Below are 26,711 nucleotides of genomic sequence, written 5' to 3' on the forward strand. Positions count from 1 at the left end.
GCCCTTTGAACATATCCGGCGGCTCGATGATGTGATCATCCACCGAAATCAAGACCATCTCATCCTTGTGCACGACACACATCCCTTCGTCTGGGCTGCCTCGGGTCCGATTGGCTCAAGGGTTCTCTGAACTAGGAAACTAGCTTCTCATCCTGAGAGAATCAACACGCGGACAACCGGCCCGCACCCCGTCTCGGCCCCGCCACCTGCACAAAGCCGGCGCGGCCGGAGCGACACCCCGGAGCGGCGGCGATGCCAGGCGTTGACCAATCGGCGACTTCGTGGAAATCTGTTATCCCGATATGAGAATATGATTCTCACAACCGAGAGGAGTCAGGACATGAACGTCGCCGCGGTCTTGACGTGCCTCCTCCCGGTGCGGCCGCTCGGCATCCGGCCCGGCACGAACGACTCGTTAGAGGAGAGGTAGACAAGTGGCGTTTTTCCCGAAGCCCGCGGTGGGCAGCTGGACCGAGAACTGGCCCGAACTCGGCACCGCGCCGGTGAACTACGAGGACTCGATCGATCCCGAGCACTGGAAGTTGGAGCAGCAGGCCATTTTCCGCAAGACCTGGCTGCAGATGGGCCGCATCGAACTGGTTCCCAAGAAGGGCCGCTACATCACCCGCGAGCTTCCGTCGGTCGGCCCCGGGGTGTCGATCATCATCGTCAATGACGGCGACCAGATCCGCGCGTTCTACAACCTGTGCCGCCATCGCGGTAACAAGCTGGTGTGGAACGACTACCCCGGTGAGGAGACCTCGGGCAGCTGCCGCCAGTTCGTCTGCAAGTACCACGCGTGGCGCTACGACCTCAAGGGCGACCTGACGTTCGTCCAGCAGGAGCAGGAATTCTTCGACCTCGACAAGGCCGACTACCCGCTCAAGCCGGTGCGCTGCGAGGTCTGGGAAGGCTTCATCTTCGTCAACTTCGACGACGACGCGGTCTCGCTCGAGGAATACCTCGGCGAGTTCGGCCAAGGCCTCAAGGGTTACCCGTTCCATGAGATGACCGAGCACTACAGCTACCGCTCGGAGATCAAGTCGAACTGGAAGCTGTTCATCGACGCCTTCGTCGAGTTCTACCACGCACCGATCCTGCACATGAAGCAGGCGGAAAAGGAGGAGGCCGAGAAGCTGGCCAAGTTCGGCTTCGAGGCCCTGCACTACGACATCAAGGGCGATCACTCGATGATCTCGTCCTGGGGTGGCATGAGCCCGCCCAAGGACCTGAACATGGTCAAGCCCATCGAGCGCATCCTGCACAGCGGCCTGTTCGGACCGTGGGACCGCCCGGACATCAAGGGCATCCTGCCCGACGAGTTGCCGCCGGCCATCAACCCGGGCCGTCACAAAACCTGGGGCCAGGACTCTTTCGAGTTCTTCCCGAACTTCACCCTGCTGTTCTGGGTGCCGGGCTGGTATCTGACCTACAACTACTGGCCCACCGGTGTCGACACCCATATCTTCGAGGCGGACCTGTACTTCGTGCCGCCGAAGAACCTGCGTGAACGGCTCTCCCAGGAGTTGGCCGCGGTGACGTTCAAGGAATACGCGTTCCAGGACGCCAACACGCTGGAAGCCACACAGACGCAGATCGGCACCCGCGCGGTACTCGACTTCCCGCTGTGCGACCAGGAGATCCTGCTGCGCCACCTGCACCACACCGCTCACAAGTACGTGGACCGGTACAAGGAGTCTCTCGCCAACGGGAGCGGATCGTCGAACGGCAAACATGCCGCTGCAAGCGACAAGGCCACCGAAAAGGATGCTGCACATGTCTAAGCTGCCAGAGGAATTCGCCGATCTGGAGCGCTTCTCCGACTGGTGCCTGCCCACCGAGGAAGAGCGGTACAGCAAGCGACTGGCGTCGTCGATGGAGGAGATGCAGGAACTCTACGACGCCGGCATGGCGCGACTCGAGGACATCATGGTCTACGTCGACGCGCGCTTCCCCCTCAAGGGCATGCCCGAGGACGCCAAAGCCCTGGTGCACCTTGGGCAGTCGATCGTCATGGTGAGTTTCCCGGTCGAGGTCTGGAAGCAACCCCGAGTCCTCGACAGCGGCGCGGCGTACATCCAGCTGGTCAAGGAGCCGGTGGTCTGACGTGCTGACACTGCGCGCCGCAGGTCTGCTCGACGTCGACGCCGGCGAGATCATCCGGCCCGGAGTGCTGCACATCGACGAGGACAGGATCGTCGGCGTCGGAGGCGAATCGCGCGGGCAGGTCCTCGATCTCGGCGACGTCATCCTGCTTCCCGGCCTGATGGACATGGAGGTCAACCTGTTGATGGGTGGCCGGGGTGAGAACCCCGGCCTGTCCCAGGTCCAGGACGATCCCCCGACCCGGGTACTGCGTGCGGTGGGCAATGCCCGCCGCACGCTGCGGGCCGGGTTCACCACTGTCCGCAACCTCGGATTGTTCGTCAAGACCGGCGGCTATCTGCTGGACGTGGCGCTGGGCAAGGCGATCGACGCCGGGTGGATCGAAGGTCCGCGGGTGATCCCCGCGGGGCATGCCATCACCCCCACCGGCGGCCATCTCGACCCGACCATGTTCGCCGCGTTCATGCCCGGGGTGCTCGAGCTGACCGTCGAGGAGGGTATCGCCAACGGCAACGACGAGATCCGCAAAGCCGTCCGCTACCAGATCAAGCACGGCGCGCAGCTGATCAAGGTGTGCTGTTCCGGCGGGGTCATGTCGCTCACGGGAGAAGCCGGCGCGCAACACTATTCGGATGAGGAACTGCGTGTCATCGTCGACGAGGCGCACCGGCGTGGGCTGCGGGTGGCCGCACACACCCACGGCGCCGAGGCCGTCAAACACGCGGTGGCCTGCGGGATCGACTGCATCGAACACGGTTTCCTGATGGACGACGAGGCCATCCAGATGCTCGTCGACAACGACCGGTTCCTGGTGACCACCCGCCGGCTGGCCGAATACATGGACGTGTCGAAGGCGCCGCCGGAACTGCAGGCCAAGGCCGCCGAGATGTTCCCCAAGGCCCGCACGTCCATCAAGGCGGCCTATGAAGCCGGGGTGAAGATCGCCGTGGGCACCGATGCCCCGGCCATCCCACACGGCAAGAACGCCGACGAACTGGTGACCCTGGTCGACTGGGGCATGCCGCCGGCGGCGGTGCTGCGGGCGGCCACGGTGGTGGCCGCGGATCTGATCAACAGACCGGACCTGGGCCGCCTCGCCGAGGGGTATCTGGCCGACGTCATCGCGGTGCCCGGTGACCCCCTACTGGACATCACCGTTACAAAGAACGTAAGTTTTGTCATGAAAGGGGGCAAGGTCTACCGACATGACTCCACACCATGATTCAGCACCGCGCACTGATGATCTCGTCGCGATCCAGCAACTGCTCGCAAAATACGCGGTCACCATCACCCAAGGCGACATCGAGGGGCTGGTCTCGGTGTTCACCCCCGACGGAACCTACAGTGCGTTCGGCGAAACCTATGCGCTGGAACGTTTTCCGGTACTCGTGGATGCGGCACCCAAGGGCCTGTTCATGACAGGGACACCGCTGGTCGAATTCGAATCCGAGGACACGGCCTCCGGTACGCAGACGCTGTGCTTCATCGAGCACTCCGCGCATGACATGCGCATCGGCTACTACCGTGACACCTATCTGCGTACCGATGCCGGATGGCGGCTGAAAACCCGGGCCATGACCTTCATCCGGCGCAGTGGCGAGCACGATTCCGGGCGCCCGCATGCGATCGGGCGGCCCAGCGCATGACGGACCTGTTCGAACCCGCGGCATTCCGGACCGCCCTGACGGCCTGGCTCTCCGAGAACGACCTGACTCCCGGCGACGACCACACTCTGCAGGGCCACATCCGTCAGTTCGCGCGGGTGCAGCGGGCGCTGTACGACGCCGGGTGGAGCCGCTACGGCTGGCCCGAGCACGCCGGCGGCCTCGGTGGCCCGGCGATCCTGCGCGCCATCGTGGGCGAAGAGGTGGTGGGCCGGCGACTGGCCGAGCCCGGGCCCTACTCGATGCTCGAGGTCCTGGCACCCACCATGATCGACTACGCCACCCCGGAGCTGGCCGCCGAGATGGTGCCGAAGCTGCTGCGCGGCGAAGAGCAGTGGTGCCAAGGGTTTTCCGAGCCAGGGTCGGGCAGCGACCTGGCCTCGCTGACCACGCGCGCCGTGCGCGACGGTGATCGATGGACGATCAACGGCCAGAAGGTGTGGACCAGCTTCGCCCAGTACTCGCACCGGTGCATCCTGCTCACGCGCACCGGCGATGCCGACACCCCGAACCACCAAGCCATCACCGCGTTCTTCGTCGACCTGGACACCCCGGGTATCACCGTGCGCCCACTGCGGACCATGCACGGTGTGGACGAGTTCTGCGAGGTGTACTTCGATGACGTCACCGTGGATGCCGGCCGCATGCTCGGCAAGCCGGGCGACGGCTGGCAGCTGGCCATGGACCTGCTGCCGTATGAGCGCTCGACCTGCTTCTGGCAGCGCATCGCCTACCTGTACTCGCGGTTCGATGCCCTGATCAAGGACGTGAAAAGTGTTGGCCAGGCGGCCGACTCGGATATCGGTGAGGTGTATCTGGCGTTGCACACGCTGCGCTGCCGGTCGCGTGCCACCCAGCACCGGCTGGCCGAGGGCCACAAGCTGGGGCCGGACACCTCGATCGACAAGGTACTGCTGGCCGGCGCCGAACAACGGCTGTACGACACGGCCCGCGATCTCCTGCCGGGTGTGATCGAACTCGACGATACCGAGTGGCGTACCGAATACCTGTACTCGCGGGCGGCCACCATCTACGGCGGCACCGCAGAGGTACAGCGCAACATCATCGCCCGCCGGCTGCTCGACCTCGGTAAGGAGTGAGCGACAGTGGACCACGAATCACTGCAGATGCTCGAAACCGCATTGCGTAAGACCATGTTGTCGGCCTCCGGCGCCGAGCTGGACGCCGCGCTGACGGAACTCGGCTGGGCCGACATGCTGCGCGACATGCCCGGGTTGGCGGTACCGCTGGTGTTCCGGCTGCTGGGTGAAACCGGTTCGCATGCCTCGGTTCTCGTCGACGTGGTACTGCATGCGACGGGTAACGAGATCGGCGGGACCTTGGAGCTGCCGATCCCCTACGCCGGTAACACCTGGGTGGTGTGGGACCGCACCGACGGTGCCAGCAGCACACTCGGCGGGCTACCGCTGCGCCGCGAAGACGAGGGCTACCCCATCCGGGTGGCCGAGGCACGCCTGGCCGTCAGCTGGTGGCTGATCGGCGCCTCGAAAGCGATGTTGGCGCTGGCCCGCCAACACGCGCTGGACCGTGTGCAGTTCGGCAAGCCGATCGCGTCGTTCCAGGCGGTCCGGCACCGGCTGGCCGAGACGCTGGTCGCCATCGAAGGCGCCGAGGCGACCCTGACCCTTCCGGGGGCGGACAACCCCGACCTGACCGCACTGCTGGCCAAGGCCGCCGCGGGCAAGGCCGCACTGACCGCGGCCAAACACTGCCAGCAGGTCCTGGGCGGTATCGGGTTCACCGAGGAACACCAGGTGCAGCACCACGTCAAGCGGGTGCTGGTGCTCGACGGATTGCTGGGCAGCTCACGCGAACTCACCCGCAAGGCCGGAGCCGGCCTGCGGGCGCGCGGTTCGACGCCGCGTCTGGCGCACCTCTGATAAACCGCCCACTCGCGTGGGCGGGTCATCAGCTGCGCGGTAGTCCCAGTACCCGGCCGGCGATGATGGAACGCTGGATCTCCGAGGTACCGCCTGCGATGGTGCCGGCGAAGCTGCGCTGGTAGCGCTCGAACCAACCCACCCCTTCACTGTCCTCGTTGTACGGGGTGAACGGAGATGTCCGCGACGGGTGTGCCAGCCCGTCCGGACCCGCGGCATCGAGAGCATGCTCGGCAGCCTCTTGAATGGCCTCGGAGCCAAGCAGTTTCAGCACCGACAGCGACGCCACATCCTGTTCGCCGCGGGCTTCCCGGGCCAGCGCCGCCGAGCCCAGTAGCCGCAGCGCCTGCACGTCCATCACCAGTTTTGCGTAATGGTCGCGGTCCAGCACACTCTGCGGCGTGAAATCGGCGACCAGACCGTCGAGCCGGTCTGCGAAGCTGAGCCACAACAACGTCCGCTCGTGCCCGAGCGAGCCGTTGGCCACTCCCCAACCGCCGTCGAGCGGGCCGACGAGGTTCTCCGCCGGCACCCTGGCGTCGCTGAAGAAGACCTCGTTGAAGTCCAGGTCGTCGCGGTCGCACCACGAGGCGAACGGCCGCCGGGTCACCCCTTCGGTGTCAGTGGGGATCAACAGCACACTGATGCCCTTGTGTTTGGGAGCGTCGGGGTCGGTGCGCACGAACGTCAACAGCACGTCCGCGTGGTGGGCGCCCGAGGTCCACACCTTCTGGCCATTGACCACGAAGTGGTCGCCGTCGCGCACCGCGGACGTGCGCAGTGACGCCAGATCGGAGCCGGCGCCGGGTTCGCTCATGCCAAGGGCCGCAGTGATTTCGGCGCGCAGGATCGGCACCGCCCACCGGTGCTTCTGCTCGTCGGTGCCGAACGACAGCAGTGAGGCCGCGATGATGCCGAGGCCCTGCGGGTTGAAGCTGTGGTAGATCCGGCGCCGCGACAGTTCCTCGAGGTGTACGTACTGCTGCAGGATCGAGGCGTTGCGCCCGCCGAACTCCGGCGGGTTACCGGGCAACAGCCAGCCGTGGTCGAACTGGGTGCGCTGCCAGCGACGTGCCCACTCCGGGATGTCGGCACTGGAGTGCGACCGCTGTGTGGTCTCGGCAGCGTCGGGAAGATGCTCATCGAGGAACGCGACGAACTCTGCCCGGAACGCTTCGACCTCGGCGTCGAAGCTCAGCTGCATCAGACCCTCCCCGCCAGGGTCAGTTCGGTGATGCGGGCGCGGTGTTCGGCGGCACCGCCGAGCAGCAGCTCGCCGGCCTTGGCTCGCTTCAGCGCGAACTGCACATCGTTCTCCCACGTGAAACCCATTGCGCCGAACAGCTGTACACCGTGCCGGAACACCAGCGACTGGCACTCACCGGCGGACGCCTTCGCCATGGCGGCGGCCAGGGCGCGGCGCGGGTCGTCGGCGGCGATGGTCAGCGCGGCGAAATAGGACAGTGCGCGGGCCCGTTCGACAGCGACGTGCATATCGGCGGCCTTGTGCTGGACGGCCTGGAACGAGCCGATGGCCACGCCGAACTGCTGACGGCTGCGCACATGATCGAGCACCAGATCCAGGACACGCTGGCAGGCCCCGACCATCGTCAGCGCCAGCCCCGTCAGGGCGACGTGACGGGCGCGGTCCGGATCGGAGGCCACGCGCTCACCGTGCCCGACCCGTACCCCGTCGAACGTGACTTCACTGACGTGCAACACCGGATCGAACACCGGAACGCGGCGTGCCCTCACCTGATCGGCCGTGACGACGAACACCCCCGCCGGTGTCACCACCGCGAGCCGGTCGGCCCGGTCACCGTCGAGTACGTGGCGTGCGGTGCCGTCGAGCACCCAGCCTTCACCGGAGCGAGCCGCGCTGACACCGCTGAACACGGCCGCCCCCGAGGCGGTGGGATCGGCGAGTTCGGGCACCAGGGGCGTGAACTGTGTCAGTGTCGCCAGATACGGGGTGGGATCGGTGGCGCGGCCGAGTTCCTCGACGAGCAGGCCCAACTCCACCATCTCGGTGGCGTCGGTGAGTTCGGTCCACCCCTGGTCGATGTAACTTCGCCAGAGCTGACCGGTCTCGGTGCCCGCGTCGTCGCTGTCCGCTTCGGCGACCTTCCGAACCAGCGATGCCGGGCACTGTTTGGCCAAGGCTTCGCGGGCGGTGTCACGCCACAAGCGCTGGTCGGAATCGAGCTCCAACAGCATCCGTCCACCTCACAATTCCAGAGTGATCTCCCGCTGACGGAGAATACCATTCTCTACTTGCGGAAGGATTGATCTCAAGAATCATCGACAGGTGGGGGCCTGGAGACCCAATGTCACTCTGTTCTCCGGTACAGTTCTTCCATGTCTCTCTTCATGCGGGCCTTCCGACCCGGCACGGCTCGGTGATCCGGTGAGCAGCCCCAGCGAGGAACCCGCATGGAAGCAGCGCGCGGTCGAGCGGTCGATCAAGACCGCCAAGCTCCGTGCCGCCCAACGAGTGCAGCGCTTCTTGGATGCCGCTCAGGCGATCATCACCGAGAAGGGGAGCACCGACTTCACGGTGCAAGAAGTCGTCGACCGCTCGCGTCAGTCACTGCGCAGTTTCTACCTCCAGTTCGACGGCAAGCACGAGCTGCTGCTGGCATTGTTCGAGGATGCGCTGAGCCGCGCCGCCGATCAGATCCGCGCCGCTACCACCGGGCAGTCCGATCCGTTGGACCGGTTGAAAGTCGCAATTGAGTTGCTGTTCGAGCTTTCTCGGCCGGACCCCACCGCCAAGCGGCCGCTGTTCACCGACTTCGCTCCCCAGTTGCTCATCTCCCACCCCACCGAGGTGCGGGTGGCCCACGCGCCGGTGATCCAGCTGTTCACGGAACTGATGGACGCCGCCGCCGAAGCCGGAGTCCTGCGCGCCGGTGTGAACCCCAAGCGGATGGCCGCGATGACGATGCAGACGGTGATGTTCACCGCACAGTCCAGCGCGCCGGCCGACGACGACATCGCGCATCCCATCACCTCCGAAGAAGTGTGGAACTTCTGCGCCCAAGGCTTCGCCGCCGACTAGAGAATTCGATTCTCTGTAATCAAGAGCCGCTCTCACGTCGAGGGTGGCCGGCGATCTCATGCTCGGCCAGGAGGGACACCGCCGCCTGGTAGGGATCGCTGGTGCCCTCGGCAACATCAGCCGCCAACCGCTCCAGGTCGGGGTGGTGATGGAGCCGGGTTTGCGCCAGCGACAGGATCTGCGCCCGCGCCCTTGCCCGCCGTCGCTCGGGCGAATCCGACCGGCGATGGGCGTCGATGGCCTCGACCAAGTCGTCGACCCCCTCCCCGTGGGCGGCGATCAGCTTCAGGATCGGCGCGCTGGTCTCGGCGTGCAGATCCCGCATCGTCTGGTCGGCACCCTCGCGATCGGCTTTGTTGATCACCACCAGATCGGCCACCTCGAGCAGCCCCGCCTTGGCGGCCTGGATGGCGTCGCCCGCCCCGGGATTGAGGATGACGACCGTCGGGTCGGCGACGGCGGCGATCTCGATCTCCGACTGCCCGACACCCACCGTCTCGATCAGGATCAGGTCATAGGCCAGCGTGGACAGCAGCCGGATGGCGGCGGGCACTGCGGCGGCCAGACCACCCAGGTGGCCGCGGGTGGCGATCGACCGGATCAGCACCCCGGAGTCGTTGATGTGCGCGGCCATTCGGATCCGGTCCCCCAGCAGCGCCCCACCGCTGTACGGCGATGACGGGTCCACCGCCAGGACGGCCACCCTCAGGCCACGGCGTCGGTAGGCACCCACCAGGACGGCGACCGTCGTGGACTTACCCGCACCCGGAGGCCCGGTGATGCCGACGACGTGCGCAGGCGCGCCGGCCAGCAAGGGCAGCAGTTCGTCGCGGCGCTCGCTCTCGACAAGGCTCAGCAGGCGCCCTGCGGCCCGGATGGAACCGCCACGCGCCGCTTCCACCAGTTCGGCGATGTTCATGGTCATCGAATCGGTTCATCGCCTTTCCGAACTGGATCGCCACCCTCGCACGCACCTCACTGCGAGAATAGTATTCTCGTTCAACGAGAGTAGTAATTGCAAGAAGGGGAGCAGTATGCAGATCAGTGGGGCGTCCGCGATCGTCGTCGGCGGGGCAGGCGGGCTCGGCGAGGCCACCGTGCGTCGACTGCACGGCGCCGGGGCCAAGGTCGTCGTCGCCGACATGGCCGACGACAAAGGCAACGCGCTGGAATCCGAACTCGGCGTGCGCTATGTCCGCACCGACGCGACCAGCGAGGAGAGCGTGCAGGCCGCCCTGGCCGAAGCGGAATCGCTTGGCCCGCTGCGTATCTCGGTGGACACTCACGGCGGTCCGGCCAGCGGTGGCCGATTGGTCGGCAAGGACGGCAGCCCGCTGAGCCTCGAGGGCTTCAAGACCACCATCGAGTTCTACCTCACCGCGGTGTTCAACGTGCTGCGGCTCTCGGCGGCGGCCATCGCCAAGCAGGAGCCGCTGGAGGAAGGTCAGCGCGGCGTCGTCATCAACACCGCCTCCATCGCCGGCTACGAGGGCCAGATCGGCCAGGTGCCCTACTCGGCCGCCAAGGGTGGCGTCATCGGGATGACGCTGGTGGCCGCACGGGACTTGTCGCCGTTGGGCATTCGCGTCGTCACCATCGCTCCGGGCACCATCAACACCCCGGCGTACGGCCAGGCCGCCGACCAGCTCGAGGCCTACTGGAGCTCGCAGATCCCCTTCCCCAAACGGATGGGCCGCTCGCTCGAATACGGCCAACTCGCCGCGTCCATCATCGAGAACGACTACCTCAACGGCGAGGTCATCCGCCTCGACGGCGCCCTGCGCTTCCCACCGAAATAGTTGCGATTTGGGCGCGCTGGTAACCGCTGAGCGGTTACCAGCGCGCCGAAATCACTTGGAGATCAGGCCGTCGACGATCTTGTTGAAGTCGGCGGTCCCGAACGACACGTACTCGGCGAGGTTGGCGTAATCCAGCGACGCCAACACCGACTTCTCCAGCTGGATGTTCATCAGGCGCTTGGTGCTTTCCACCGCCTGCTGCGGCAGTTCGAGAATCTTCTCCGCGCATGCGATCGCCGCTGCCAGCGGGTCGGCGACCACGTGATTGGCCAGGCCCAGCTCGACGGCCCGTGCCGCCTTGATGCGCACACCCGTGAGCGCAAACTCCTTGGCCTGCAACAGCGAGATCTGCGACGGCCACACCAGTGGCCCACCGTCGGCGGCCACCAGCCCGATCTGGACGTGCGGGTCGGAGAAGAACGCATTCTCGGCGATGTAGACGATATCGCTCAACGCGGCCAGGCTGCAGCCCAATCCGACGGCCGGGCCGTTGACGGCGGCGATCACAGGGATGCGGCAGCGCACCATGCCGATCACCAGGTCGCGACCGTGTTTGATCGTCTTGGTGCGCAACGCCTCGTCACCGCGTAGCTCGTCGAGGTAGTTGAAGTCACCGCCGGCCGAAAACGCCCGTCCCGCACCGGTGATGACGGCCGCACGCGCCTCGGTGTCCTCGTTGAGCTCCTCCCAGATCCTCGCCAAGCCGACATGCAGGGCATCGTTGACGGCATTGAGTTCGTCGGGCCGGTTGAGCGTGATGATCCGCAGCGGTCCGTCGGCGGTCACCTGGATCTCGTCGGGCATTCCGTACATCTAGACTCCTTGTCCCAAAATGCGTGCCGCGATGATGTTCTTCTGGATCTGCGAGGTGCCGCCCATGACGCTCTGGGCGCGGCTGTAGAGGTACGCACCCAGCAGGTCATCGTCACGAGTGCCCGTCACCGCCAGCACGGCATGGCCAACCGACTGCTCGGCCCACGTCATCAACAGCTTGTCGATGGACCCGTCGGAACCGTGCACCACCCCGTCGAGTTGTTCGGACAGCCGACGTTGCACGTGACGGGTGAGCATCTCGGTTTCGACTGCGGCCCATGCCAATTCCGCGGGCACCTCGCCATCCGAGCGTCTGACCAAATCACGTACGGTCTTGCCGTAACGCGCGGCGAAGCCCAGCGTGGAGGGCTCGCGTTCGTGGCCGACCACCGTCATCGCCAACGGCCAGCCCTCGCCGGGAGCGCCCACCATCTGATCGGCCGGCACCACCGCGCCGTCGAACGACACCTGCCCGAACTCCTTGGTGACGCCACTGATCATCTTCAGCGGCCGCTGTTCGATGCCGTCCTGGTGCATGGAGATGATGAACGCCGAGATGCCGCGGTGGCGTTTGGCCTCCGGGTCGGTGCGGGCCAGCAGCAGACACCAGTCGGCCTCGTCGGAGTAGCTGGTCCAGATCTTGTGGCCATGAATGATGTAGTTGTCACCATCCCGGGTGGCCGTGGTGGTCAACGACGCCAGGTCCGAGCCGGCACCGGGCTCACTGAAACCCTGGCACCACCGTTCGGTGCCGTTGATCATGCCGGGCAAAAACCGCTGCTGCAGCTCCCTGCTGCCGTGCCGGCCCAGGCCGACCACCAGATACCCCAGGCTGGGCCGCGCCGGTGCGCCCGCGCGGGTCAGCTCCTCATCGAGGATGACGTCATACACCGGCGGCAACTCCTGCCCGCCGTACTCCTTGGGCCACGACAGTCCGAAAAATCCCCCCTCGTACAGGGCGCGGTGCCACTTCCCCGCGTTGGCCCAGTACTCGTCACCGGAGGTCGGGAAGTCTTTCGCGTGCAGGGCAAGCCATGCGCGCAGTCGGTCCCGGAATGCGGCCTCGTCGGGTGAATCACGAAAGTCCAAGATCGATCTCCTCCAGCTTGACGGGCCACAGTTCGGTCGAGACGAGGGCACGCCGCAGGAAGACGTGCGCCAGGCATTCCCAGGTGTTGCCGATCCCGCCGTGCACCTGGATGGAGGTCTCACATACGGTGCGGGCGGTGCGCGCGCAGTAGACCTTGGCCATCCGCGCCGCGCGCAGGGCCTCGGCGGCTGGCAGCTCGTCGACGGCCCACGCGGCGTAGCGCATGATGCTCACCGCACCCTCGGTCAGCGCCAGGCTCTCGGCCAGCAGATGCGCGACGGCCTGGTACGAGCCGATCGAATTACCGTACTGCTCACGGATTTTCGCGTAGTCGTTGGCCAGTGCCAGGGCCCCGCGGGAGACGCCCACCAGATCGGCGGCCGTGGTGGCGACGGCCAGGGCCTGACAGCGCGCGGCGTCGTCCTCGGTGACTTCACCGACAACGGTGAGGGTGCCTGCGCCGGCGCCGACCCGGGTCAGGTCGACATCCACGGTGTGGCCATCGATTTCGCCACGCAGCACGACGGTGCCGCGCAGTGACAGCGAGTGGGTGTGCCCGCGGGCGTCGGCGGCAATGCGGTTGTGAGCAACGGTATCGGTGCCGGCTTCCAGGCCGAGCCGGCGCAGCAGGTCATCGGCCAGCACCGGCCCCAGGAAGGGCGCGTCCACCAAACCCCGGCCGAACTCCTCGGCGACGATGGCCACCTCGACGCCGGAGGCTTCGTCGGTGCGCAGTGACCGCCACCCCGTCGCCGCGATCTGCTTGTCCAGTCGGGCGATTCGGCTCTGGTCAGCGAGGTCGGCCACCGAATGGGGACCGAGATCGTCGGCCAGTTTCGCGGCCGCATCACGCAGCTGTTGCTGTTCACTGGTCAGACGTACGTCCATACCTCTCCTTCAGTACGCGACGGAGCACCTTGCCCGACGGCAGGCGCGGGATCTCGGGAACGAACACGACGTCGTGCAGCCGCTTGTACGACGCCAGCCGGTCGGCCACCAGTGCGGCGAGTTCGTCGGCTGAGGCGGTGCCTTGCACGGCCGCCACCACGGCTTCACCGTGCGCGTCATGTGCGACACCGAACACCGCACAATCGCGTACCGCGGGATGGCCGTGCAACACCGCCTCGATCTCGGCGGGTGCCACCTGGAAACCGCGCACCTTGATCATCTCCTTGGCGCGGTCGGTGATTCGCAACCAGCCCTCGGCATCGAGGTAGCCGACGTCGCCGGTGCGATACCAACCGTGGTCGAAGGCGCCGGCATTCGCGGAATCCGGTAGATAGCCCGACATCACCGAATCCGATTGCGCCTGAATCTCGCCCACTTCACCGGCGGCAACCGGCTCCCCGGTCTCCAGCGACACGATGCGCAGCCGCACCCCGGGGACGGCCCGTCCCACGGTGTCCAGCTGTGCGTCGGTCAGGACGTTGCAGGCCAGCACCGGCAGCTCACTGGCCCCGTACGCCGTCACCCAGTTGGCGCCACAGCGGCGGGTGACGGCCTCGGCCACGCTGGCGGTCACCGGGGTGGCGCACCACATGATGAAACGCAGTGAGGACAGGTCGTACTCTTCCAGCTTCGGATGGGCGGCAATGGCCAGCGCGATGGGCGCCACGGCCATCTCGATGGTGATGCCGTCGGACTCGATGTGCGCCAGCAGCGCATCGATGTCGAAGCGGCGGTGCAATCGCAGCCAGCCACCGGAGTCCAGCACGGTGACGATGTTGAGCAGCCCCAGGATGTGTGAGGGCGGAGTCACGATCTGCAGGCGGTCCGTGGGCCTCAGATCCAGTGCCCGCCGCCAGTGCCGCACCGCTTCGGCGAACGCGCCGTGGGTGTGCCGGACCGCCTTGGGCAGACCGGTGGTCCCCGAGCTGAACACCAGCACGGCCTCATCGCCGGGGGCGGGGGTGACGCCGGGCACCGGGGCCGCCGCCGATACCGGGTCATCGAGAGAGATCATCGGCATCAGCTCGCCCAGCACCGGTTGGTCACCCACCGCGTGGACGGGCCGGGTGAGGTCGAGTGCGGCGGTGACCTCGGCGCGTTTCCAGGCCGGACTGATCAGGACCACGGACGCGCCGAGCCTCCAGATGGCGCGCAGCGCGACGACGAACTCAGGACGGTTGGAGGACATGAGCGCCACGCGCTGTCCCGGCCGGACTCCGTGTCGGTGCAGCGCGGCGGCGAAGTGCGCGGCCAGGCCGTCGAGTTCGGAGCGACGAATCCGCCTGTCCTCGAAGGCAAGCACCTCGGCATCGTCCGCATGCGCGGCAAGGCGAGACGTGGCCTGCGTCGAAGTCATGGTGAGAAGATCCTATCGCTCACGGAGAACTATATTCTCTTTGGGGTAGAATTCACATACCAGACCACGCCGAACGGAAGCCGAGGAGGGTGACGGAGTTGAGCTCGACGAATTCGGCCACAGAAACGGACGCCACGACCGACACACAGGAAGCCGGGGCGATCACGATCCTGCTGGACGGCAGGTCGGCGACCATCCGCCCCAACCCGGGCGAAACGCTGCTGGAAAGCGGTCGACGGGCTGGGATGTCACCACCGTTCTCGTGCGAGGCGGGCAACTGCGGCACGTGCATGGCCAAACTCACCGAGGGCACCGCGACCATGCGGATCAACGACGCCCTGGACGACGACGAGGTCGAGGAAGGCTACGTGCTGACCTGCCAGGCCGTCCCCGAAGGTCCCGTCGTGTGCGATTACGACTGCTGAGCCGCATGCTCGACATCGTGCTCACCCAGACGTGGGTACGGACGGTAATCCGGTTGGTACCCATCGACGTTGACCGAGCTGCGCACCAACCGGTGCGTCCCCGCCGTCACCACCACCTCCGGTAGTGCGTCCAACGCCTCGGGCAGCGACCGCACGGCCGCGGCCGGGAGGCCCAGTGGACGCAACCGGGCCTCCCAGTTGACCGCGGTGTCGGTCAGCAGGGCCTCGGACACCACCGCCAACACCTCGTCCCGGTGGGCGACGCGTTCGGCCATGGTGGCAAAACCCTCGATACCCGCCTCTCCGGCGAAGGACCGCCAGAATCCGTCGTGCGTGACGAACAGCGCAAGATATCCGGCGGCGGTGGGAAACAGCTGCGCCGGAACGTAATAGGAGTGCGCACCATGGGGGTATCGCTGCGGGTGGATCCCGTCGTTGAGGTAGGCCGCGGCACGATAGTTCAGTTGCGAGAGCATCACATCGCGCAGGCAGACATCAACCTGCCCGCCGCGCCCGGACACGACCATCGCCAGCAACCCCAGGGCGGCCGTCAACCCCGTGGAGTTGTCGGCCGACGAGTAACCCGGCAACGTGGGTGGGCCATCCGGATCACCGGTCAGCGCGGCGATCCCCGTCGAGGCCTGCACGATGTAGTCGAATGCGGGGTCATCGCCGCCGTAGAGGCCGAAGCCCGTGATGGCCACACACACGATCCCCGGGTTGTGGCGTTGCAGCGCCTCATAGGTCAGTCCCAGTTTGTGGATGGCCGACGGCTTCAGATTCACCAGCAGCGCATGGGAATCCGCCACCAGCTCCCCCAGGCGCTGCTGTCCCGCGTCCGTGGCCAGCTCCAGGCAGACACTGCGTTTACCGCGGTTGAGGCTGGCGAAGTAGCTGTCGGAAACCTGCCGGGAGATGTCACCGGTGGGGGGTTCGATCTTGGTGACCTCGGCACCCAGGTCGGCCAGCATCATGGTGGCGTAGGGGCCGGCCAGCATGGTGCCGACCTCGAGGATCTTGATGCCGGCCAACGGTGCGCTCACCGGATGGACTTCCCCAGTTCGGCGATCACCTCGCGGGTGCGGTACTTCGAGGCGACGAGTTCGTCCCGGGTGTCGCCGATCGGCAGCAGCCGTACCGACAGATCTGTCACGCCGGCGTCGGCGAACTGCTGGAACCGCGCCAGGATGGCATCTTCGTCACCGGCCGCACACAGATCACCGACATTGCGGGCGTCCCCTCGGTCCAACAACTTCTGGTAGTTCGGCGACGTCTCCGCCTCGGCGAGAATACGATTCGCACGTTCCTTGGCTGCGTCGATCTCGGAGTTGGCACACAGACACACCGGGATACCCGCGACGATCCGGGGCGCCGGGCGCCCGGCGCTCTCGGCGGCTCTGGTGATCCGCGGGGCGATGTGATCACCGATGGCACGTTCGTCGGCCATCCACAACACCGTGCCGTCGGCCAGTTCACCTGCGATCTGGAGCATGACGGGCCCCAGCGCGGCCACCAGGACCGGCATGGGCTGGTCTGCACCCAGCACGGTGGGGTTGTGCACGGTGAACGAGTTGTTCTCGACATCGACGTCACCGGGGCCGGCCACCGCGGCGTTGAGCACCTGCAGGTAGTCCCGGGTGTAGGCGGCCGGCTTGTCGTACGGGAGGCCGAGCATGTCCCGCACGATCCAGTGGTGCGACGGCCCCACCCCCAGCGCCAGCCGACCGCCCGTTCCGGCATGCACCGAAAGGGCCTGCCGGGCAAGGGCGATGGGGTGCTGGGCCTGCAACGGCACCACGGCGGTGCCGAGCTCGATGCGGGTACTGCGGGCACCCATCAGCGACACCATGGTCAGGGCGTCGAAGTCGTTGGGCACCTGTGGCATCCACGCGGTGTCCATCCCCGCCGACTCGGCCCACTCGATGTCGGCGAGCAGCTTGTTGACCTTGCGCGCCATGTCGCCGCGCTCGGCCCCGATCATCACACCCAGTCTCATTTGACCGCCTCACCCGTCAGCGCACGCACCTCGGTGACCAACGTGTCCAGTGACGTGCCGGTGGGGAACACCGCCGCCGCGCCCGCCTCTTTCAGCTTCGGTACGTCACCGGCGGGGATGGTGCCGCCCACCACGACGGCGATATCGCCGGCATCGGCGGCACGCAGCGCCTCGACGGTGCGTGCGGTCAACGCCAGATGCGCCCCGGACAGGATCGAAAGGCCCACCACCGCAACGTCTTCCTGCAGTGCGATGGACACGATGTCCTCGATACGCTGACGGATCCCGGTGTAGATGACCTCGAAGCCGGCGTCGCGCAGGGTTCGCGCAACTATCTTGGCGCCGCGATCATGGCCGTCCAGACCCGGCTTGGCGACCAGTACACGCACACCCACCAGATCACTCCCCTTCCGAGAAAGCTTCGTTCCTAGAAAACGACCGGTTGCTGGAACTCGCCCCAGACCGCCTTGAGCGCACTGACCATCTCACCCACCGTGCAATATGCGTTCGCGCAGTCGATCAGCGTGTGCATCAGATTGTCGGTTCCTTCGGCGGCGCGCGACAGCGCCGCCAGCGCAGCGGCGACAGCCGCCGAATCACGCTCGGCTTTCACCCGCGCCAGCCGTTTCAACTGCAGCTCACGACCTTCGGCATCGAGTTCGTAGGTGTCGATATCGGGGGGCGGCTCATCGGAGACGAACTTGTTGACCCCGACCACCGGCCGCACCCCGGACTCGACGTCCTGGTGGGTGCGGTACGCCTCGTCGGCGATCAGGCCCTGCAGGTAGCCGTCTTCGATGCAGCGCACCATGCCGCCGTGTTGCTCGAGATCAGCCATGATCTCGATGATCTTCTCTTCGGTGGCGTCGGTCAGCGCCTCGACGAAATAGGAACCACCGAGCGGGTCGGCCACCCGGGTCACGCCGGTCTCGTAGGCCAGGATCTGCTGGGTGCGCAGTGCCAGTGTGGCTGACTCCTCACTGGGCAACGCAAACGGTTCGTCCCAGGCGGCGGTGAACATGGACTGTACTCCGCCGAGCACGGATGCCATTGCCTCATAGGCGATCCGGACGACGTTGTTCTGCGCCTGCGGCGCATACAGCGAGGCACCGCCGGAGACGCAGCCGAAGCGGAACATCGACGCCTTGTCGTGGGTGGACCCGTAGCGTTCCCGCACGATGGTGGCCCATCGGCGGCGCCCCGCACGGTATTTGGCGATCTCTTCGAAGAAGTCACCGTGGGTGTAGAAGAAGAACGAGACCTGCGGGGCGAACTTGTCGATACTCATCCGGCCGCGTTCGACCACGGTGTCACAGTAGGTCACACCGTCGGCCAAGGTGAACGCCATCTCCTGTACCGCGCTGGCACCGGCGTCCCGGAAATGCGCGCCCGCCACCGAGATCGCGTTGAAGCGCGGCACTTCGGCGGCACAGAATTCGATGGTGTCGGCGATCAGGCGAAGTGACGGCTCAGGTGGCCAGATCCAGGTGCCGCGGGAGGCGTATTCCTTGAGGATGTCGTTCTGGATGGTGCCGGTGAGCTTCTCGCGTGGCACACCTTTCTTCTCGGCGGCCGCGACATAGAAGGCCAGCAGGATCGCCGCGGTGCCGTTGATGGTGAAACTGGTGCTGATCTTGTCCAGCGGAATGCCGTCGAACAAGACCTCGGCGTCGGCCAGCGTGTCCACCGCCACCCCGACCCGGCCCACTTCCTCGCCGTATTCGGCATCGTCGGAGTCGTAGCCGCACTGTGTCGGAAGATCGAGGGCCACCGACAGCCCGGTGCCGCCCTGGTCCAGTAGGTAGCGGTAGCGCCGGTTGGACTCTTCGGCGGTGCCGAAACCCGAGTACTGCCGAAACGTCCACAGCCGCCCCCGGTAGCCGGTCGCGAAGTTGCCGCGAGTGAACGGATACTCCCCCGGTGCGGGTGGTTCGCCGTGCGCGGCGCTGCGATCGGCCGGCCCGTAGACCGGCTCGAGTGGGATACCGGACGACGTCTGGGTGCTGTAGTCGAACCGGGGCGTCTGAGCTCCGTTCTTCGGCGGTGAATCCACACGGATAACGTACTTGCAAAAAAAGAGAATGCCAATACCATCGCTGAGCAATGCCCGCTCATAGCCGGACCCGACCATCGGAGAAACATGCCCGAGAACAGCTCCAGCCTTCGTGGCGCCACCCTTGTGATCTCCGGCGCCAGCCGCGGAATCGGTCTGGCGATCGCGGTGGGCGCGGCCCGCGAAGGTGCCAACGTGGTGCTACTGGCCAAGACCGCCGAGCCGCACCCGAAGCTGCCCGGCACGGTCTACACCGCGGTGCGCGACATCGAGGCGGCCGGCGGTCAGGCGGTTGCCGTGGTGGGTGACGTCCGCAACGAGGACGACGTGCAGCGCGCCGTGGCCGCGGCCGTCGAGCGGTTCGGCGGGGTCGACATCTGCGTCAACAACGCCAGCGCCATCGCCACCGACGGCACCGAGCAGCTTTCCGCCAAGAAGTACGATCTGATGCTCGACATCAATTGCCGCGGAACGTTTTTGCTGACCAAGGCGTGCCTTCCGCACCTGCGGGCATCGTCGAATCCGCACATTCTCACCATCGCGCCGCCACTGAACCTCAACCCGTACTGGCTCGGCGCCCATCCCACCTACACCCTGTCGAAGTACGGGATGACGCTGCTGACCCTGGGCTGGGCGGAAGAATTTCGCGAGGCCGGAATCGCGGCCAACTGCCTGTGGCCGCAGACCTACATCGCCACCTCCGCCGTGAGCAATCTCGCCGGCGGAGACGAACTGGCGCAGGCGTCCCGCAGCCCGCAGATCATGGCTGATGCCGCCGTTGCGATCCTGCGCGGACGCGCGACGGGGCAGGCTTACATCGACTCCGAGGTGCTGGGCGACGCCGGCGTCACCGACCTTTCCCGCTACGGCGGCGGGGACAAGCCGATCCTCGATCTCTTCCTCGACGCGGACTAGTTCGCGGAAACCTCCATTGCGCATAACGAGAGGACTATTCTCACACGCGAATGGAGGTGACGGCCACCATGACGATCGAGCAGATCGAGCGACGCACCGAGGCCGCCGAGGAAATCGAGAGAATCCTGGCCGCCGCGGTCCGGGTGATGTCGCGCACCGCGCCGGATGCACCCAAGGTCAGCGACATCATCGGCGAAGCCGGCACCTGCAACAAGGCGTTCTACCGCCACTTCGCCGGCAAGGACGACCTGATACTCGCCGTGATGCAACGCGGTATCGGCCGGGTGACCGCGCACCTGCATCAGCAGATGGACAGCGAATGCGAGCCGGCGGCCAAGCTCGGCCGTTGGGTGCGCGGGCTGCTGGACCAGGTCACCGACCCGCACCTGTTCACCCTGTGCCACGCCACCGTGGCGCAGATGTCGGCCCCCAATGACGAGATGATGCAGCCGCTGCGCGAACTGCTGACCGCGCCACTGCAGCAGATGGGCCGCGTCGACGCCGGCCGCGACGCGGACGCGGTGTTCCACTGCACCATGGGCACCTTGCGTCGTTACGTGGGCTCGGGGCGGCAGCCACCGCAGGAAGATGTCGAACACCTGGTGCGGTTCTGTCTCAGCGGCATCGGGGTCCGGGTGGGTGAAGCGACTCTCACCTGAGGCGGCCCGCCTGGTGTTTCGCTACGCGGCCGGCGTCACCATCGCCCACATCCTGGCCGTCACCGAGGTCCTGTTCATCATGACCACCCTGCGCCCCGAGACCACCGGTTCGGCGCAGGCCCTGTTCCGGGACCAGAACGCGGTGCTGATCGTCACCGTGGTGGTCGCGGCGATCACCGTCGTCGCCGTGGGCAGCATCGCCAACGTGACGCCGTCGCTGCGTTGGTTCGTGCCGGGGTCGGAACCCACTGCGCGACAACGCCGTGCCGCCATCGGGATCGCCAGGCGGCAGTCGCTGCTGTTGCTCGGTGTCTGGGTGGCCAGTGGCGCCGTCACGGTCCTGGCCGATCCACGCCACGCCGCGGACGTGGCACTGCTGACCGCACCCGCGGTGTTCTTCGGGGTCACCGCCGCGGTGTGCACCGCACTGTTGCTGACGATGCGCACGCTGCGGCCCATCACCGCTGCCGCCGCCCCGACACTGGGCTCCCGCGACACCGCGCCCGGCGTGCTGGCCCGGTTGATCACCATGTGGGTGTTGTGTTGTGCGCTGCCCAATGTCGGTATCGCGCTGCTGATCGTCGCCCGCGCGCGTGGGGTGGTGATCTCCGACTCCGGCTCCATCGAGGTGCCCGTGCTGGTGCTGTCGGTGGTGGCGGTGTTGTGGGGCTTGCGGGCGATCATCGTGGTGTCGAGGTCGATCTCCGACCCGGTGCGTGATGTCGTGGACGCGATGGCCCACGTGGAGCGCGGTGACATCAGGCGCACCGTGGACGTCTACGAGCGTTCCGAAATAGGGCGCCTACAAAGCGGTTTCAATCGGATGGTGGCCGGTCTGCGCGAACGTGACCGGTTGCGCGACCTGTTCAGCAGGCACGTCGGCGCGGATCTGGTGACATTGCTGGTGCAGCGCGACACCACGCTCTACCGCGATGTCCGGGAGGTCGCGGTGCTGTTCGTCGATCTGACCGGCAGTACCCAGTTCGCGGCGGCCCGCCCACCGCAGGACGTGGCCGACACCCTCAACCGCTTCTTCCAGACCGTGGTGGCCGCGGTGGATCAGGGCCACGGATTCGTGAACAAGTTCCAAGGTGATGCCGCACTCGCGGTGTTCGGCGCCCCGATCCACAACGCCGCAGCCGCCACGGACGCCCTGGCCACCGCCCGCGACCTGGCACAGCGCATGCGTGATGTCCCCGAGGTCGATTTCGGTATCGGAGTGTCGGCCGGGCCGGTGTTCGCCGGATATCTCGGCGCACTGAACCGCTTCGAGTACACCGTCGTCGGTGACCCGGTCAACGAAGCAGCGCGGCTCGCCGACCGGGCCAAGACGCTGACGGGCCGCGTGGCGTGTTCGGGCGCCGCCCTGACCCGCGCCGATGGGGCAGAGCAGAAGAACTGGCGCACCGAAGTTTCCGAAGTGCTGCGCGGCCGCTCCAGTGCCACCGACCTCAGCGTGCCTACTTAGGCCGCGAGACGTCGATACCGTACTGCGCCGCTTTGCGATACAGCGTGGCCCGGCTCATCCCCAGCTCGTGCGCCGCTTCGGCCATGGTGGGCGCCCCGGTACCGAGGACCCGGACAATCTCGCCGCGCTCGAACGCCTCGATCCGGGACAGGTGCCGGGTGTCGCCGGCGAGGACTTCCGACGGCAGCATCGCCACGTCGACGACGTCGGAACGGCCCGCCGCCTGTGCCACCACCCGGGACAGCTGATCGACGTTGCCGGGCCAGCCGTAGTTCTTCAGAGCACGCGCGGCAGCCGGGCTGATCTGGACGTCACGACCGCGGGTGCGTCTGGCGATGTGTGCGGCCAGGGGAAGCACATCGGCACTGCGGTCACGCAATGGCGGCACTTCCACCACGGTGTCGACGAGCCCGGACAGGGCGACCGGGATGTCGGTGAACCGCTCGGCGGTCATCGCGAACGGCACGCTGGAAGTCTGCGCCACCAGGTCGCGGAGCCGCTCGGCCGCCCAGGTGGGCAGGGTGTCGACGTCACGCACGACGACGGCGGTGTGGGCCTTGCCGAGCTCCGGCGCCCACAGTTCGAGCCAGGTCGAGGTGTCCGACGGCGCGGGCACCCCCGCGGACAGGATGCGATCCCGCGGATACACATGGCGGGCCGCCTGGGCCAGCAGCGTCGCCCGGCCCACGCCGGGCTCGCCGATGGCGGCCACCACGTGGCGCGACGCCATGGCACGTTCGGCCCGGGCCACCACCTGGTTCCACGCCTCGGACAACTGGTGCAACGTGCCGGATCCCGGTTCCAGCCGCGGCATCTCGACCCGGAACACCTGACCACGGGAGGTCGGCCGGGGCCGTCGGCCGCTGGAGCGGGCCAGCATCAGCGCGGCGGTGTTGCTGGCCGCCGAACGCGCCAGGGCCAGCAACAAGTCGCTGGACGACTGCGACCACGTGGTGAAGTTGACGCTGCCCTCCAGCCGCCCGCTGACCGGATCCAGCACCGGTACCGCCGCGCAGGTGAACGAGCACAGATTCAACGCGTAGTGCTCGTCGGCACGCACCAGCGTCGGCACCCGGTCGGCCAACGCGAGTCCCAGCCCGTTGGTGCCGACCTCGCGTTCGGAGTAGGCGAACCCGGGCGCCAGGTGCACGTCATCGAGGGCCCGCAGCAGGCTGTGGTCACCGGAGAGCCGGCTCAACACCACTCCCTCGGCGTCGGTCAGCATCATGCTGACCGGTTCGGCCGACAGCGTCCGATGCAGGTCGGTGAGCACCTCGTTGCCGCACTCGACGAACAGCGATTCCAGGTTCTCGGTGCCGGCGAACACCGGTTCCACCGACTCCAGGGGCACGCCGTACTCCTCGCTGCGCTGCCAAGAAGCCAGCAGGCGCCGCGGCAGCGCGCGGTCCACCTCCTGCTGCCGTTGCACTCGGTCCGGTACTCCGTCAGACACTCCGCCGGCCCCTCCTTCGCTGTGACCCAGATTACATCGAGCCCGGTTCCACGCCGCCGAGGTGGCGTCTCAGATTGAGACGCCCAGACCCTCCGCGAAGCCGGTTCGCGAACCTACTCTCAGGCCAGTGCTGTGACAGCCGTCACAGGAGAGAGAGGCCAGCCCATGTACCGCAAGGACGACACCACGTACTTCATCGTCGACGCCCACATCGCCTTGTGGGATGCGCGCCCGGAGAATCAGCGCAATATCCACGGCAAACAGTTCATCGACTGCTTCTACGACTATCACCGCAACCTGTCGCCCGAATCGGAAGTCTGGAGCTACGAGGAATACCTCTATCAGGGCGGCGAACGCCTGATGAAAGACCTGTTCACCGACGGCTATGTCGACCACGCGATCTTTCAGCCCGCCCAGCTGGGCGAGTTCTACTACAAGGGTTTCGGCCAGACCGACGAAGCGTTCGAGCTGGCCACCAAGCACCCGGACAAGCTGACCTACAACCACAACTTCGACCCCCGCAACGGCGAAGCGGGCCTGCACCAGTTCCGTGAAGACGCCAAGAAGTACAACCTCAAAGGCGTCAAGCTCTACACCGCCGAATGGCACGGCGACTCCCGCGGCTGGCGGATGGACGACCCGTGGGCCTACCGCTATTTCGAGGCCTGCCGCGAACTCGGCGTGCGCAACATCCACGTACACAAGGGGCCGACCATCCGCCCGCTGGACCGCGACGCGTTCGACGTGGCCGACATCGACCACGTGGCCTCGGACTTCACCGACCTGAACTTCGTCGTCGAACACTGCGGCCTGCCCCGGCTGGAGGACTTCTGCTGGATCGCCACGCAGGAACCGAACGTGCATGCCGGGCTGGCGGTGGCGATGCCCTTCATCCACACCCGGCCCAAGTACTTCGCACAGATCATGGGCGAGCTGCTCTACTGGGTCGGCGAAGACCGCATCCAATTCTCCTCGGACTACGCGCTGTGGACGCCACGTTGGCTGATCGAGGCGTTCGTCGACTTCCAGATTCCCGACGAGCTCGGCGAATACCCCGCGATCACCGAAGACCAGAAGCGCAAGATCCTCGGGCTCAACGCAGCCAAGATGTACGACATCCCGGTGCCGGCCGAACTGCAGATCCCCTCCGCAGACGACCCGGCAGTCGGCCCGCGCGGCGCCGACAACACCGCCGAGAATGCCGACCACCTGGTGGGGGCGTGAGAATGAGCCGCCACCAACAAGCGATGGCCGCGCTGTCGACGGTGGTCGACCCGGAGCTCGACGAACCGATCACCGACCTCGGTTTCGTGCACACACTGGTGATCAGTCCGGCGCTCAACGTGAAACTGCACCTGCGTCTTCCGACCTCGTTCTGCTCACCCAACTTCGCCTACCTGATGGCGTCGGACGCCAAAGACGCTCTGTCGGCGCTGGATTGGACCAACAACGTGGTGGTCGAGCTCGACGACCACCACGACTCCGACATCATCAACACCGGACTGGCCACCGACGCCGGGTATCGCGGCACCTTCGGCCATGAAGCCGACCAGTCGCTGGACGAGCTGCGCGAGACCTTCAAGCGCAAGGCCCACACCGCGGCGATGGAACGCTGCCTGACCGCGCTGCTGAGGGCCGACCCCGAGCGCACCGAGGAGGGCCTGGGCGCTGTCACACTCTGCGAGCTGCCCGACGACAGCACCACGGCAGCGCTGTTACGGCGCCGGGTCGCGCTCGGATTGTCAACTTGGCCAGACGATCTCGTCATGGTCGACCATGCCGGCCGCGGTTACTCGGCCGGTGACGTCCCGCTGGCCCTGCGCCGGGCCCGGTCCACCCGGATCTCGATCGACGGTAACGCTCATTTCTGCCGCGGCCTGCTGCAGACGCGCTACGACGACCCCGTCACGCCCACCTCGGCGCACACCCTGATTCCCCTGTCCCCCCTGCAAGGAGCACTGTCATGAGCACGATGCGCGCCGTCCAAGTGGTCGGCTACCACCAGAATCTGGAGATGAAGGAAGTCCCGGTCCCCACCACCACCGGCCCCTTCGACGTGGTGATCAAGATCGGCGGCGCCGGCGTGTGCCGTACCGACCTGCACATCCTCGAGGGACAGTGGGCAGAGAAATCGCAAGTCCAGTTGCCGTACACCATCGGTCACGAGAACGCCGGCTGGGTTCATGCCGTCGGCGCCGCGGTCACCAACGTCGCCGAGGGCGACAAGGTGATCGTCCACCCGCTGATCACCTGCGGGCTGTGCCGCGCCTGCCGATCCGGTGACGATGTGCACTGTGAGGCCAACGCTTTTCCCGGAATCGACACCAACGGTGGTTATGCCGAGTACCTGAGGACCTCGGCGCGCAGCGTGGTCAAGATCGACGACTCCTTGGAACCCTCGGATGTGGCGGCACTGGCCGACGCCGGCCTGACCGCCTACCACGCCGCAGCCAAGGCCGCGCGCCGCCTCACCCCGCGGGACCGGTGTGTGGTGATCGGCGCCGGCGGGTTGGGCCACATCGGGATTCAGGTACTCAAGGCCCTGTCCCCCGCCGAACTCATCGTCGTCGACCGTAATCCGGAGGCGCTCAAGCTCGCCGAAGCCATCGGCGCCGACCATGGGGTGGTCGCCGACGGCACCCAGGTGGACCAGGTGCTGACCCTCACCGGTGGGCACGGTGCGGAGACCGTCGTCGATTTCGTGGGCGAAGGGGGTGCCACCAGCGAAGGCGTGGCGATGCTGCGGCGGGCCGGTGACTATCACGTCGTCGGGTACGGCGAGAACATCAACGTGCCCACGATTGACATCATCTCGACGGAGATCAACTTCATCGGCAACCTGGTGGGCTCGTACAACGACCTCTGCGACCTGATGGCATTGGCCGCCCGCGGCGCGGTCAATCTGCACACCCAGAAGTACGCCCTCGACGACTTCCAGTCCGCCATCAACGATCTCGACGCCGGCAACGTCCGCGGGCGCGCCATCCTCACCCCTTAGGAGTT

27 protein-coding genes are annotated in these 26,711 nt (G+C 66.6%); 15 read left to right on the forward strand and 12 right to left on the reverse strand.

From position 1 onward, the window contains the following. The first annotated feature begins 434 nt into the window (after positions 1-434). The 6 genes from AC3A6P_RS32835 to AC3A6P_RS32860 are packed head-to-tail and all read left to right on the forward strand — an operon-like array spanning position 435 to position 5,671. A complete protein-coding gene (locus AC3A6P_RS32835) occupies positions 435-1,784 on the forward strand; it encodes an aromatic ring-hydroxylating oxygenase subunit alpha (protein ID WP_487696576.1) in 1,350 nt (449 codons plus the stop codon). Beyond that, entirely contained in the window at positions 1,777-2,106 is a 330-nt protein-coding gene (locus AC3A6P_RS32840) for a hypothetical protein (protein ID WP_487696577.1), read from the forward strand. The genes AC3A6P_RS32835 and AC3A6P_RS32840 overlap by 8 nt, the downstream gene beginning before the upstream one ends. A gap of 1 nt (position 2,107) precedes the next feature. Beyond that, positions 2,108-3,328, forward strand: a complete 1,221-nt coding sequence (locus AC3A6P_RS32845) for a metal-dependent hydrolase family protein (protein ID WP_487696578.1) — start codon at positions 2,108-2,110, stop codon at positions 3,326-3,328. Further along, complete coding sequence (locus AC3A6P_RS32850; RefSeq protein WP_487696579.1) at positions 3,312-3,752, forward strand: nuclear transport factor 2 family protein; 441 nt, start codon at positions 3,312-3,314, stop codon at positions 3,750-3,752. Before AC3A6P_RS32845 ends, AC3A6P_RS32850 begins: the two co-directional genes overlap by 17 nt. Further along, entirely contained in the window at positions 3,749-4,870 is a 1,122-nt protein-coding gene (locus AC3A6P_RS32855) for an acyl-CoA dehydrogenase family protein (RefSeq protein WP_487696580.1), read from the forward strand. The genes AC3A6P_RS32850 and AC3A6P_RS32855 overlap by 4 nt, the downstream gene beginning before the upstream one ends. A gap of 6 nt (positions 4,871-4,876) precedes the next feature. After that, entirely contained in the window at positions 4,877-5,671 is a 795-nt protein-coding gene (locus AC3A6P_RS32860) for an acyl-CoA dehydrogenase family protein (protein ID WP_487696581.1), read from the forward strand. Between the two features lie 28 nt (positions 5,672-5,699). On the opposite strand, the gene AC3A6P_RS32865 is transcribed toward AC3A6P_RS32860, so the two are convergent. Then, positions 5,700-6,875 carry an acyl-CoA dehydrogenase family protein gene (locus AC3A6P_RS32865; RefSeq protein WP_487696582.1) on the reverse strand — a complete coding sequence of 392 codons (1,176 nt, stop codon included), beginning with the start codon at positions 6,873-6,875 and terminating at the stop codon, positions 5,700-5,702. Further along, positions 6,875-7,888, reverse strand: a complete 1,014-nt coding sequence (locus AC3A6P_RS32870; protein WP_487696583.1) for an acyl-CoA dehydrogenase family protein — start codon at positions 7,886-7,888, stop codon at positions 6,875-6,877. The genes AC3A6P_RS32865 and AC3A6P_RS32870 overlap by 1 nt, the downstream gene beginning before the upstream one ends. A 190-nt stretch (positions 7,889-8,078) precedes the next feature. Here AC3A6P_RS32870 and AC3A6P_RS32875 point away from each other — a divergent pair, with 190 nt between their 5' ends. Further along, a complete protein-coding gene (locus tag AC3A6P_RS32875) occupies positions 8,079-8,732 on the forward strand; it encodes a TetR/AcrR family transcriptional regulator (RefSeq protein WP_487696584.1) in 654 nt (217 codons plus the stop codon). 19 nt (positions 8,733-8,751) lie between these two features. Here the strand turns inward: AC3A6P_RS32875 and meaB are convergent, their stop codons facing one another. Beyond that, positions 8,752-9,651 (reverse strand): methylmalonyl Co-A mutase-associated GTPase MeaB, encoded by a 900-nt coding sequence (gene meaB / locus AC3A6P_RS32880; RefSeq protein WP_487696659.1) that lies wholly within the window; start codon positions 9,649-9,651, stop codon positions 8,752-8,754. Between the two features lie 115 nt (positions 9,652-9,766). On the opposite strand from meaB, the gene AC3A6P_RS32885 reads away from it, so the two are divergent. Continuing rightward, a complete protein-coding gene (locus AC3A6P_RS32885) occupies positions 9,767-10,531 on the forward strand; it encodes an SDR family NAD(P)-dependent oxidoreductase (RefSeq protein WP_487696585.1) in 765 nt (254 codons plus the stop codon). A gap of 51 nt (positions 10,532-10,582) precedes the next feature. Here AC3A6P_RS32885 and AC3A6P_RS32890 read toward each other — a convergent pair whose 3' ends face one another. From AC3A6P_RS32890 to AC3A6P_RS32905, 4 genes are read right to left on the reverse strand one after another with little or no spacing between them, the layout of a single operon-like run. After that, entirely contained in the window at positions 10,583-11,344 is a 762-nt protein-coding gene (locus tag AC3A6P_RS32890) for an enoyl-CoA hydratase/isomerase family protein (protein WP_487696586.1), read from the reverse strand. Further along, a complete protein-coding gene (locus tag AC3A6P_RS32895) occupies positions 11,345-12,433 on the reverse strand; it encodes an acyl-CoA dehydrogenase family protein (RefSeq protein ID WP_487696587.1) in 1,089 nt (362 codons plus the stop codon). It lies immediately after the preceding gene. Beyond that, a complete protein-coding gene (locus tag AC3A6P_RS32900) occupies positions 12,420-13,322 on the reverse strand; it encodes an acyl-CoA dehydrogenase family protein (RefSeq protein ID WP_487696588.1) in 903 nt (300 codons plus the stop codon). Before AC3A6P_RS32900 ends, AC3A6P_RS32895 begins: the two co-directional genes overlap by 14 nt. Continuing rightward, entirely contained in the window at positions 13,300-14,739 is a 1,440-nt protein-coding gene (locus AC3A6P_RS32905; protein WP_487696589.1) for a class I adenylate-forming enzyme family protein, read from the reverse strand. The genes AC3A6P_RS32900 and AC3A6P_RS32905 overlap by 23 nt, the downstream gene beginning before the upstream one ends. Before the next feature lie 98 nt (positions 14,740-14,837). On the opposite strand from AC3A6P_RS32905, the gene AC3A6P_RS32910 reads away from it, so the two are divergent. Further along, entirely contained in the window at positions 14,838-15,164 is a 327-nt protein-coding gene (locus tag AC3A6P_RS32910) for a 2Fe-2S iron-sulfur cluster-binding protein (protein ID WP_487696590.1), read from the forward strand. Here the strand turns inward: AC3A6P_RS32910 and AC3A6P_RS32915 are convergent. The 4 genes from AC3A6P_RS32915 to AC3A6P_RS32930 are packed head-to-tail and all read right to left on the reverse strand — an operon-like array spanning position 15,152 to position 19,213. Further along, positions 15,152-16,207 carry a CaiB/BaiF CoA transferase family protein gene (locus AC3A6P_RS32915; RefSeq protein WP_487696591.1) on the reverse strand — a complete coding sequence of 352 codons (1,056 nt, stop codon included), beginning with the start codon at positions 16,205-16,207 and terminating at the stop codon, positions 15,152-15,154. The two genes, AC3A6P_RS32910 and AC3A6P_RS32915, sit on opposite strands and share 13 nt — an antisense overlap. Further along, positions 16,204-17,160, reverse strand: coding sequence for an LLM class F420-dependent oxidoreductase (locus AC3A6P_RS32920; protein ID WP_487696592.1), 957 nt, complete (start codon positions 17,158-17,160; stop codon positions 16,204-16,206). Before AC3A6P_RS32920 ends, AC3A6P_RS32915 begins: the two co-directional genes overlap by 4 nt. Further along, positions 17,157-17,555 carry a cobalamin B12-binding domain-containing protein gene (locus AC3A6P_RS32925; protein ID WP_487696593.1) on the reverse strand — a complete coding sequence of 133 codons (399 nt, stop codon included), beginning with the start codon at positions 17,553-17,555 and terminating at the stop codon, positions 17,157-17,159. The genes AC3A6P_RS32920 and AC3A6P_RS32925 overlap by 4 nt, the downstream gene beginning before the upstream one ends. A gap of 32 nt (positions 17,556-17,587) precedes the next feature. Continuing rightward, positions 17,588-19,213 carry a methylmalonyl-CoA mutase family protein gene (locus tag AC3A6P_RS32930; RefSeq protein WP_487696594.1) on the reverse strand — a complete coding sequence of 542 codons (1,626 nt, stop codon included), beginning with the start codon at positions 19,211-19,213 and terminating at the stop codon, positions 17,588-17,590. 87 nt (positions 19,214-19,300) lie between these two features. On the opposite strand from AC3A6P_RS32930, the gene AC3A6P_RS32935 reads away from it, so the two are divergent. The 3 genes from AC3A6P_RS32935 to AC3A6P_RS32945 all read left to right on the forward strand — a co-directional run bounded on the left by AC3A6P_RS32935 (position 19,301) and on the right by AC3A6P_RS32945 (position 22,255). Beyond that, positions 19,301-20,128, forward strand: coding sequence for an SDR family oxidoreductase (locus AC3A6P_RS32935; RefSeq protein WP_487696595.1), 828 nt, complete (start codon positions 19,301-19,303; stop codon positions 20,126-20,128). Positions 20,129-20,196: 68 nt separating this feature from the next. Next, positions 20,197-20,787, forward strand: a complete 591-nt coding sequence (locus AC3A6P_RS32940) for a TetR/AcrR family transcriptional regulator (RefSeq protein ID WP_487696596.1) — start codon at positions 20,197-20,199, stop codon at positions 20,785-20,787. 13 nt (positions 20,788-20,800) lie between these two features. Then, positions 20,801-22,255 carry an adenylate/guanylate cyclase domain-containing protein gene (locus AC3A6P_RS32945; RefSeq protein ID WP_487696660.1) on the forward strand — a complete coding sequence of 485 codons (1,455 nt, stop codon included), beginning with the start codon at positions 20,801-20,803 and terminating at the stop codon, positions 22,253-22,255. Here the strand turns inward: AC3A6P_RS32945 and AC3A6P_RS32950 are convergent. After that, a complete protein-coding gene (locus tag AC3A6P_RS32950) occupies positions 22,248-23,708 on the reverse strand; it encodes an AAA-type ATPase lid domain-containing protein (protein WP_487696597.1) in 1,461 nt (486 codons plus the stop codon). The genes AC3A6P_RS32945 and AC3A6P_RS32950 overlap by 8 nt on opposite strands. A 165-nt stretch (positions 23,709-23,873) precedes the next feature. On the opposite strand from AC3A6P_RS32950, the gene AC3A6P_RS32955 reads away from it, so the two are divergent. From AC3A6P_RS32955 to AC3A6P_RS32965, 3 genes are read left to right on the forward strand one after another with little or no spacing between them, the layout of a single operon-like run. Continuing rightward, the gene (locus AC3A6P_RS32955) at positions 23,874-24,932 is read left to right on the forward strand and encodes an amidohydrolase family protein (RefSeq protein ID WP_487696598.1); all 1,059 of its coding nucleotides are present in this window, start codon (positions 23,874-23,876) and stop codon (positions 24,930-24,932) included. A gap of 2 nt (positions 24,933-24,934) precedes the next feature. Next, positions 24,935-25,675, forward strand: coding sequence for an iron-sulfur cluster assembly protein (locus AC3A6P_RS32960; RefSeq protein ID WP_487696599.1), 741 nt, complete (start codon positions 24,935-24,937; stop codon positions 25,673-25,675). A 5-nt stretch (positions 25,676-25,680) separates the two neighbouring features. Continuing rightward, the gene (locus AC3A6P_RS32965) at positions 25,681-26,706 is read left to right on the forward strand and encodes an NAD(P)-dependent alcohol dehydrogenase (RefSeq protein ID WP_487696661.1); all 1,026 of its coding nucleotides are present in this window, start codon (positions 25,681-25,683) and stop codon (positions 26,704-26,706) included. The last annotated feature ends 5 nt before the right edge of the window (positions 26,707-26,711 follow it).

The organism is Mycobacterium sp. Soil_C_30 (genome assembly GCF_057656995.1).

Bases quoted from the DNA above. Each gene is read 5' to 3' on its own strand.
- AC3A6P_RS32900 (WP_487696588.1), bottom strand. From the start codon at position 13,322: ATGGACGTACGTCTGACCAGTGAACAGCAACAGCTGCGTGATGCGGCC.
- AC3A6P_RS32960 (WP_487696599.1), top strand. From the start codon at position 24,935: ATGAGCCGCCACCAACAAGCGATGGCCGCGCTGTCGACGGTGGTCGAC.
- AC3A6P_RS32865 (WP_487696582.1), bottom strand. From the start codon at position 6,875: ATGCAGCTGAGCTTCGACGCCGAGGTCGAAGCGTTCCGGGCAGAGTTC.
- AC3A6P_RS32855 (WP_487696580.1), top strand. From the start codon at position 3,749: ATGACGGACCTGTTCGAACCCGCGGCATTCCGGACCGCCCTGACGGCC.
- AC3A6P_RS32965 (WP_487696661.1), top strand. From the start codon at position 25,681: ATGCGCGCCGTCCAAGTGGTCGGCTACCACCAGAATCTGGAGATGAAG.
- AC3A6P_RS32840 (WP_487696577.1), top strand. From the start codon at position 1,777: ATGTCTAAGCTGCCAGAGGAATTCGCCGATCTGGAGCGCTTCTCCGAC.
- AC3A6P_RS32935 (WP_487696595.1), top strand. From the start codon at position 19,301: ATGCCCGAGAACAGCTCCAGCCTTCGTGGCGCCACCCTTGTGATCTCC.
- AC3A6P_RS32870 (WP_487696583.1), bottom strand. From the start codon at position 7,888: ATGCTGTTGGAGCTCGATTCCGACCAGCGCTTGTGGCGTGACACCGCC.
- AC3A6P_RS32905 (WP_487696589.1), bottom strand. From the start codon at position 14,739: ATGACTTCGACGCAGGCCACGTCTCGCCTTGCCGCGCATGCGGACGAT.
- AC3A6P_RS32940 (WP_487696596.1), top strand. From the start codon at position 20,197: ATGACGATCGAGCAGATCGAGCGACGCACCGAGGCCGCCGAGGAAATC.
- meaB (WP_487696659.1), bottom strand. From the start codon at position 9,651: ATGAACATCGCCGAACTGGTGGAAGCGGCGCGTGGCGGTTCCATCCGG.
- AC3A6P_RS32885 (WP_487696585.1), top strand. From the start codon at position 9,767: ATGCAGATCAGTGGGGCGTCCGCGATCGTCGTCGGCGGGGCAGGCGGG.
- AC3A6P_RS32920 (WP_487696592.1), bottom strand. From the start codon at position 17,160: ATGAGACTGGGTGTGATGATCGGGGCCGAGCGCGGCGACATGGCGCGC.
- AC3A6P_RS32955 (WP_487696598.1), top strand. From the start codon at position 23,874: ATGTACCGCAAGGACGACACCACGTACTTCATCGTCGACGCCCACATC.
- AC3A6P_RS32890 (WP_487696586.1), bottom strand. From the start codon at position 11,344: ATGTACGGAATGCCCGACGAGATCCAGGTGACCGCCGACGGACCGCTG.
- AC3A6P_RS32850 (WP_487696579.1), top strand. From the start codon at position 3,312: ATGACTCCACACCATGATTCAGCACCGCGCACTGATGATCTCGTCGCG.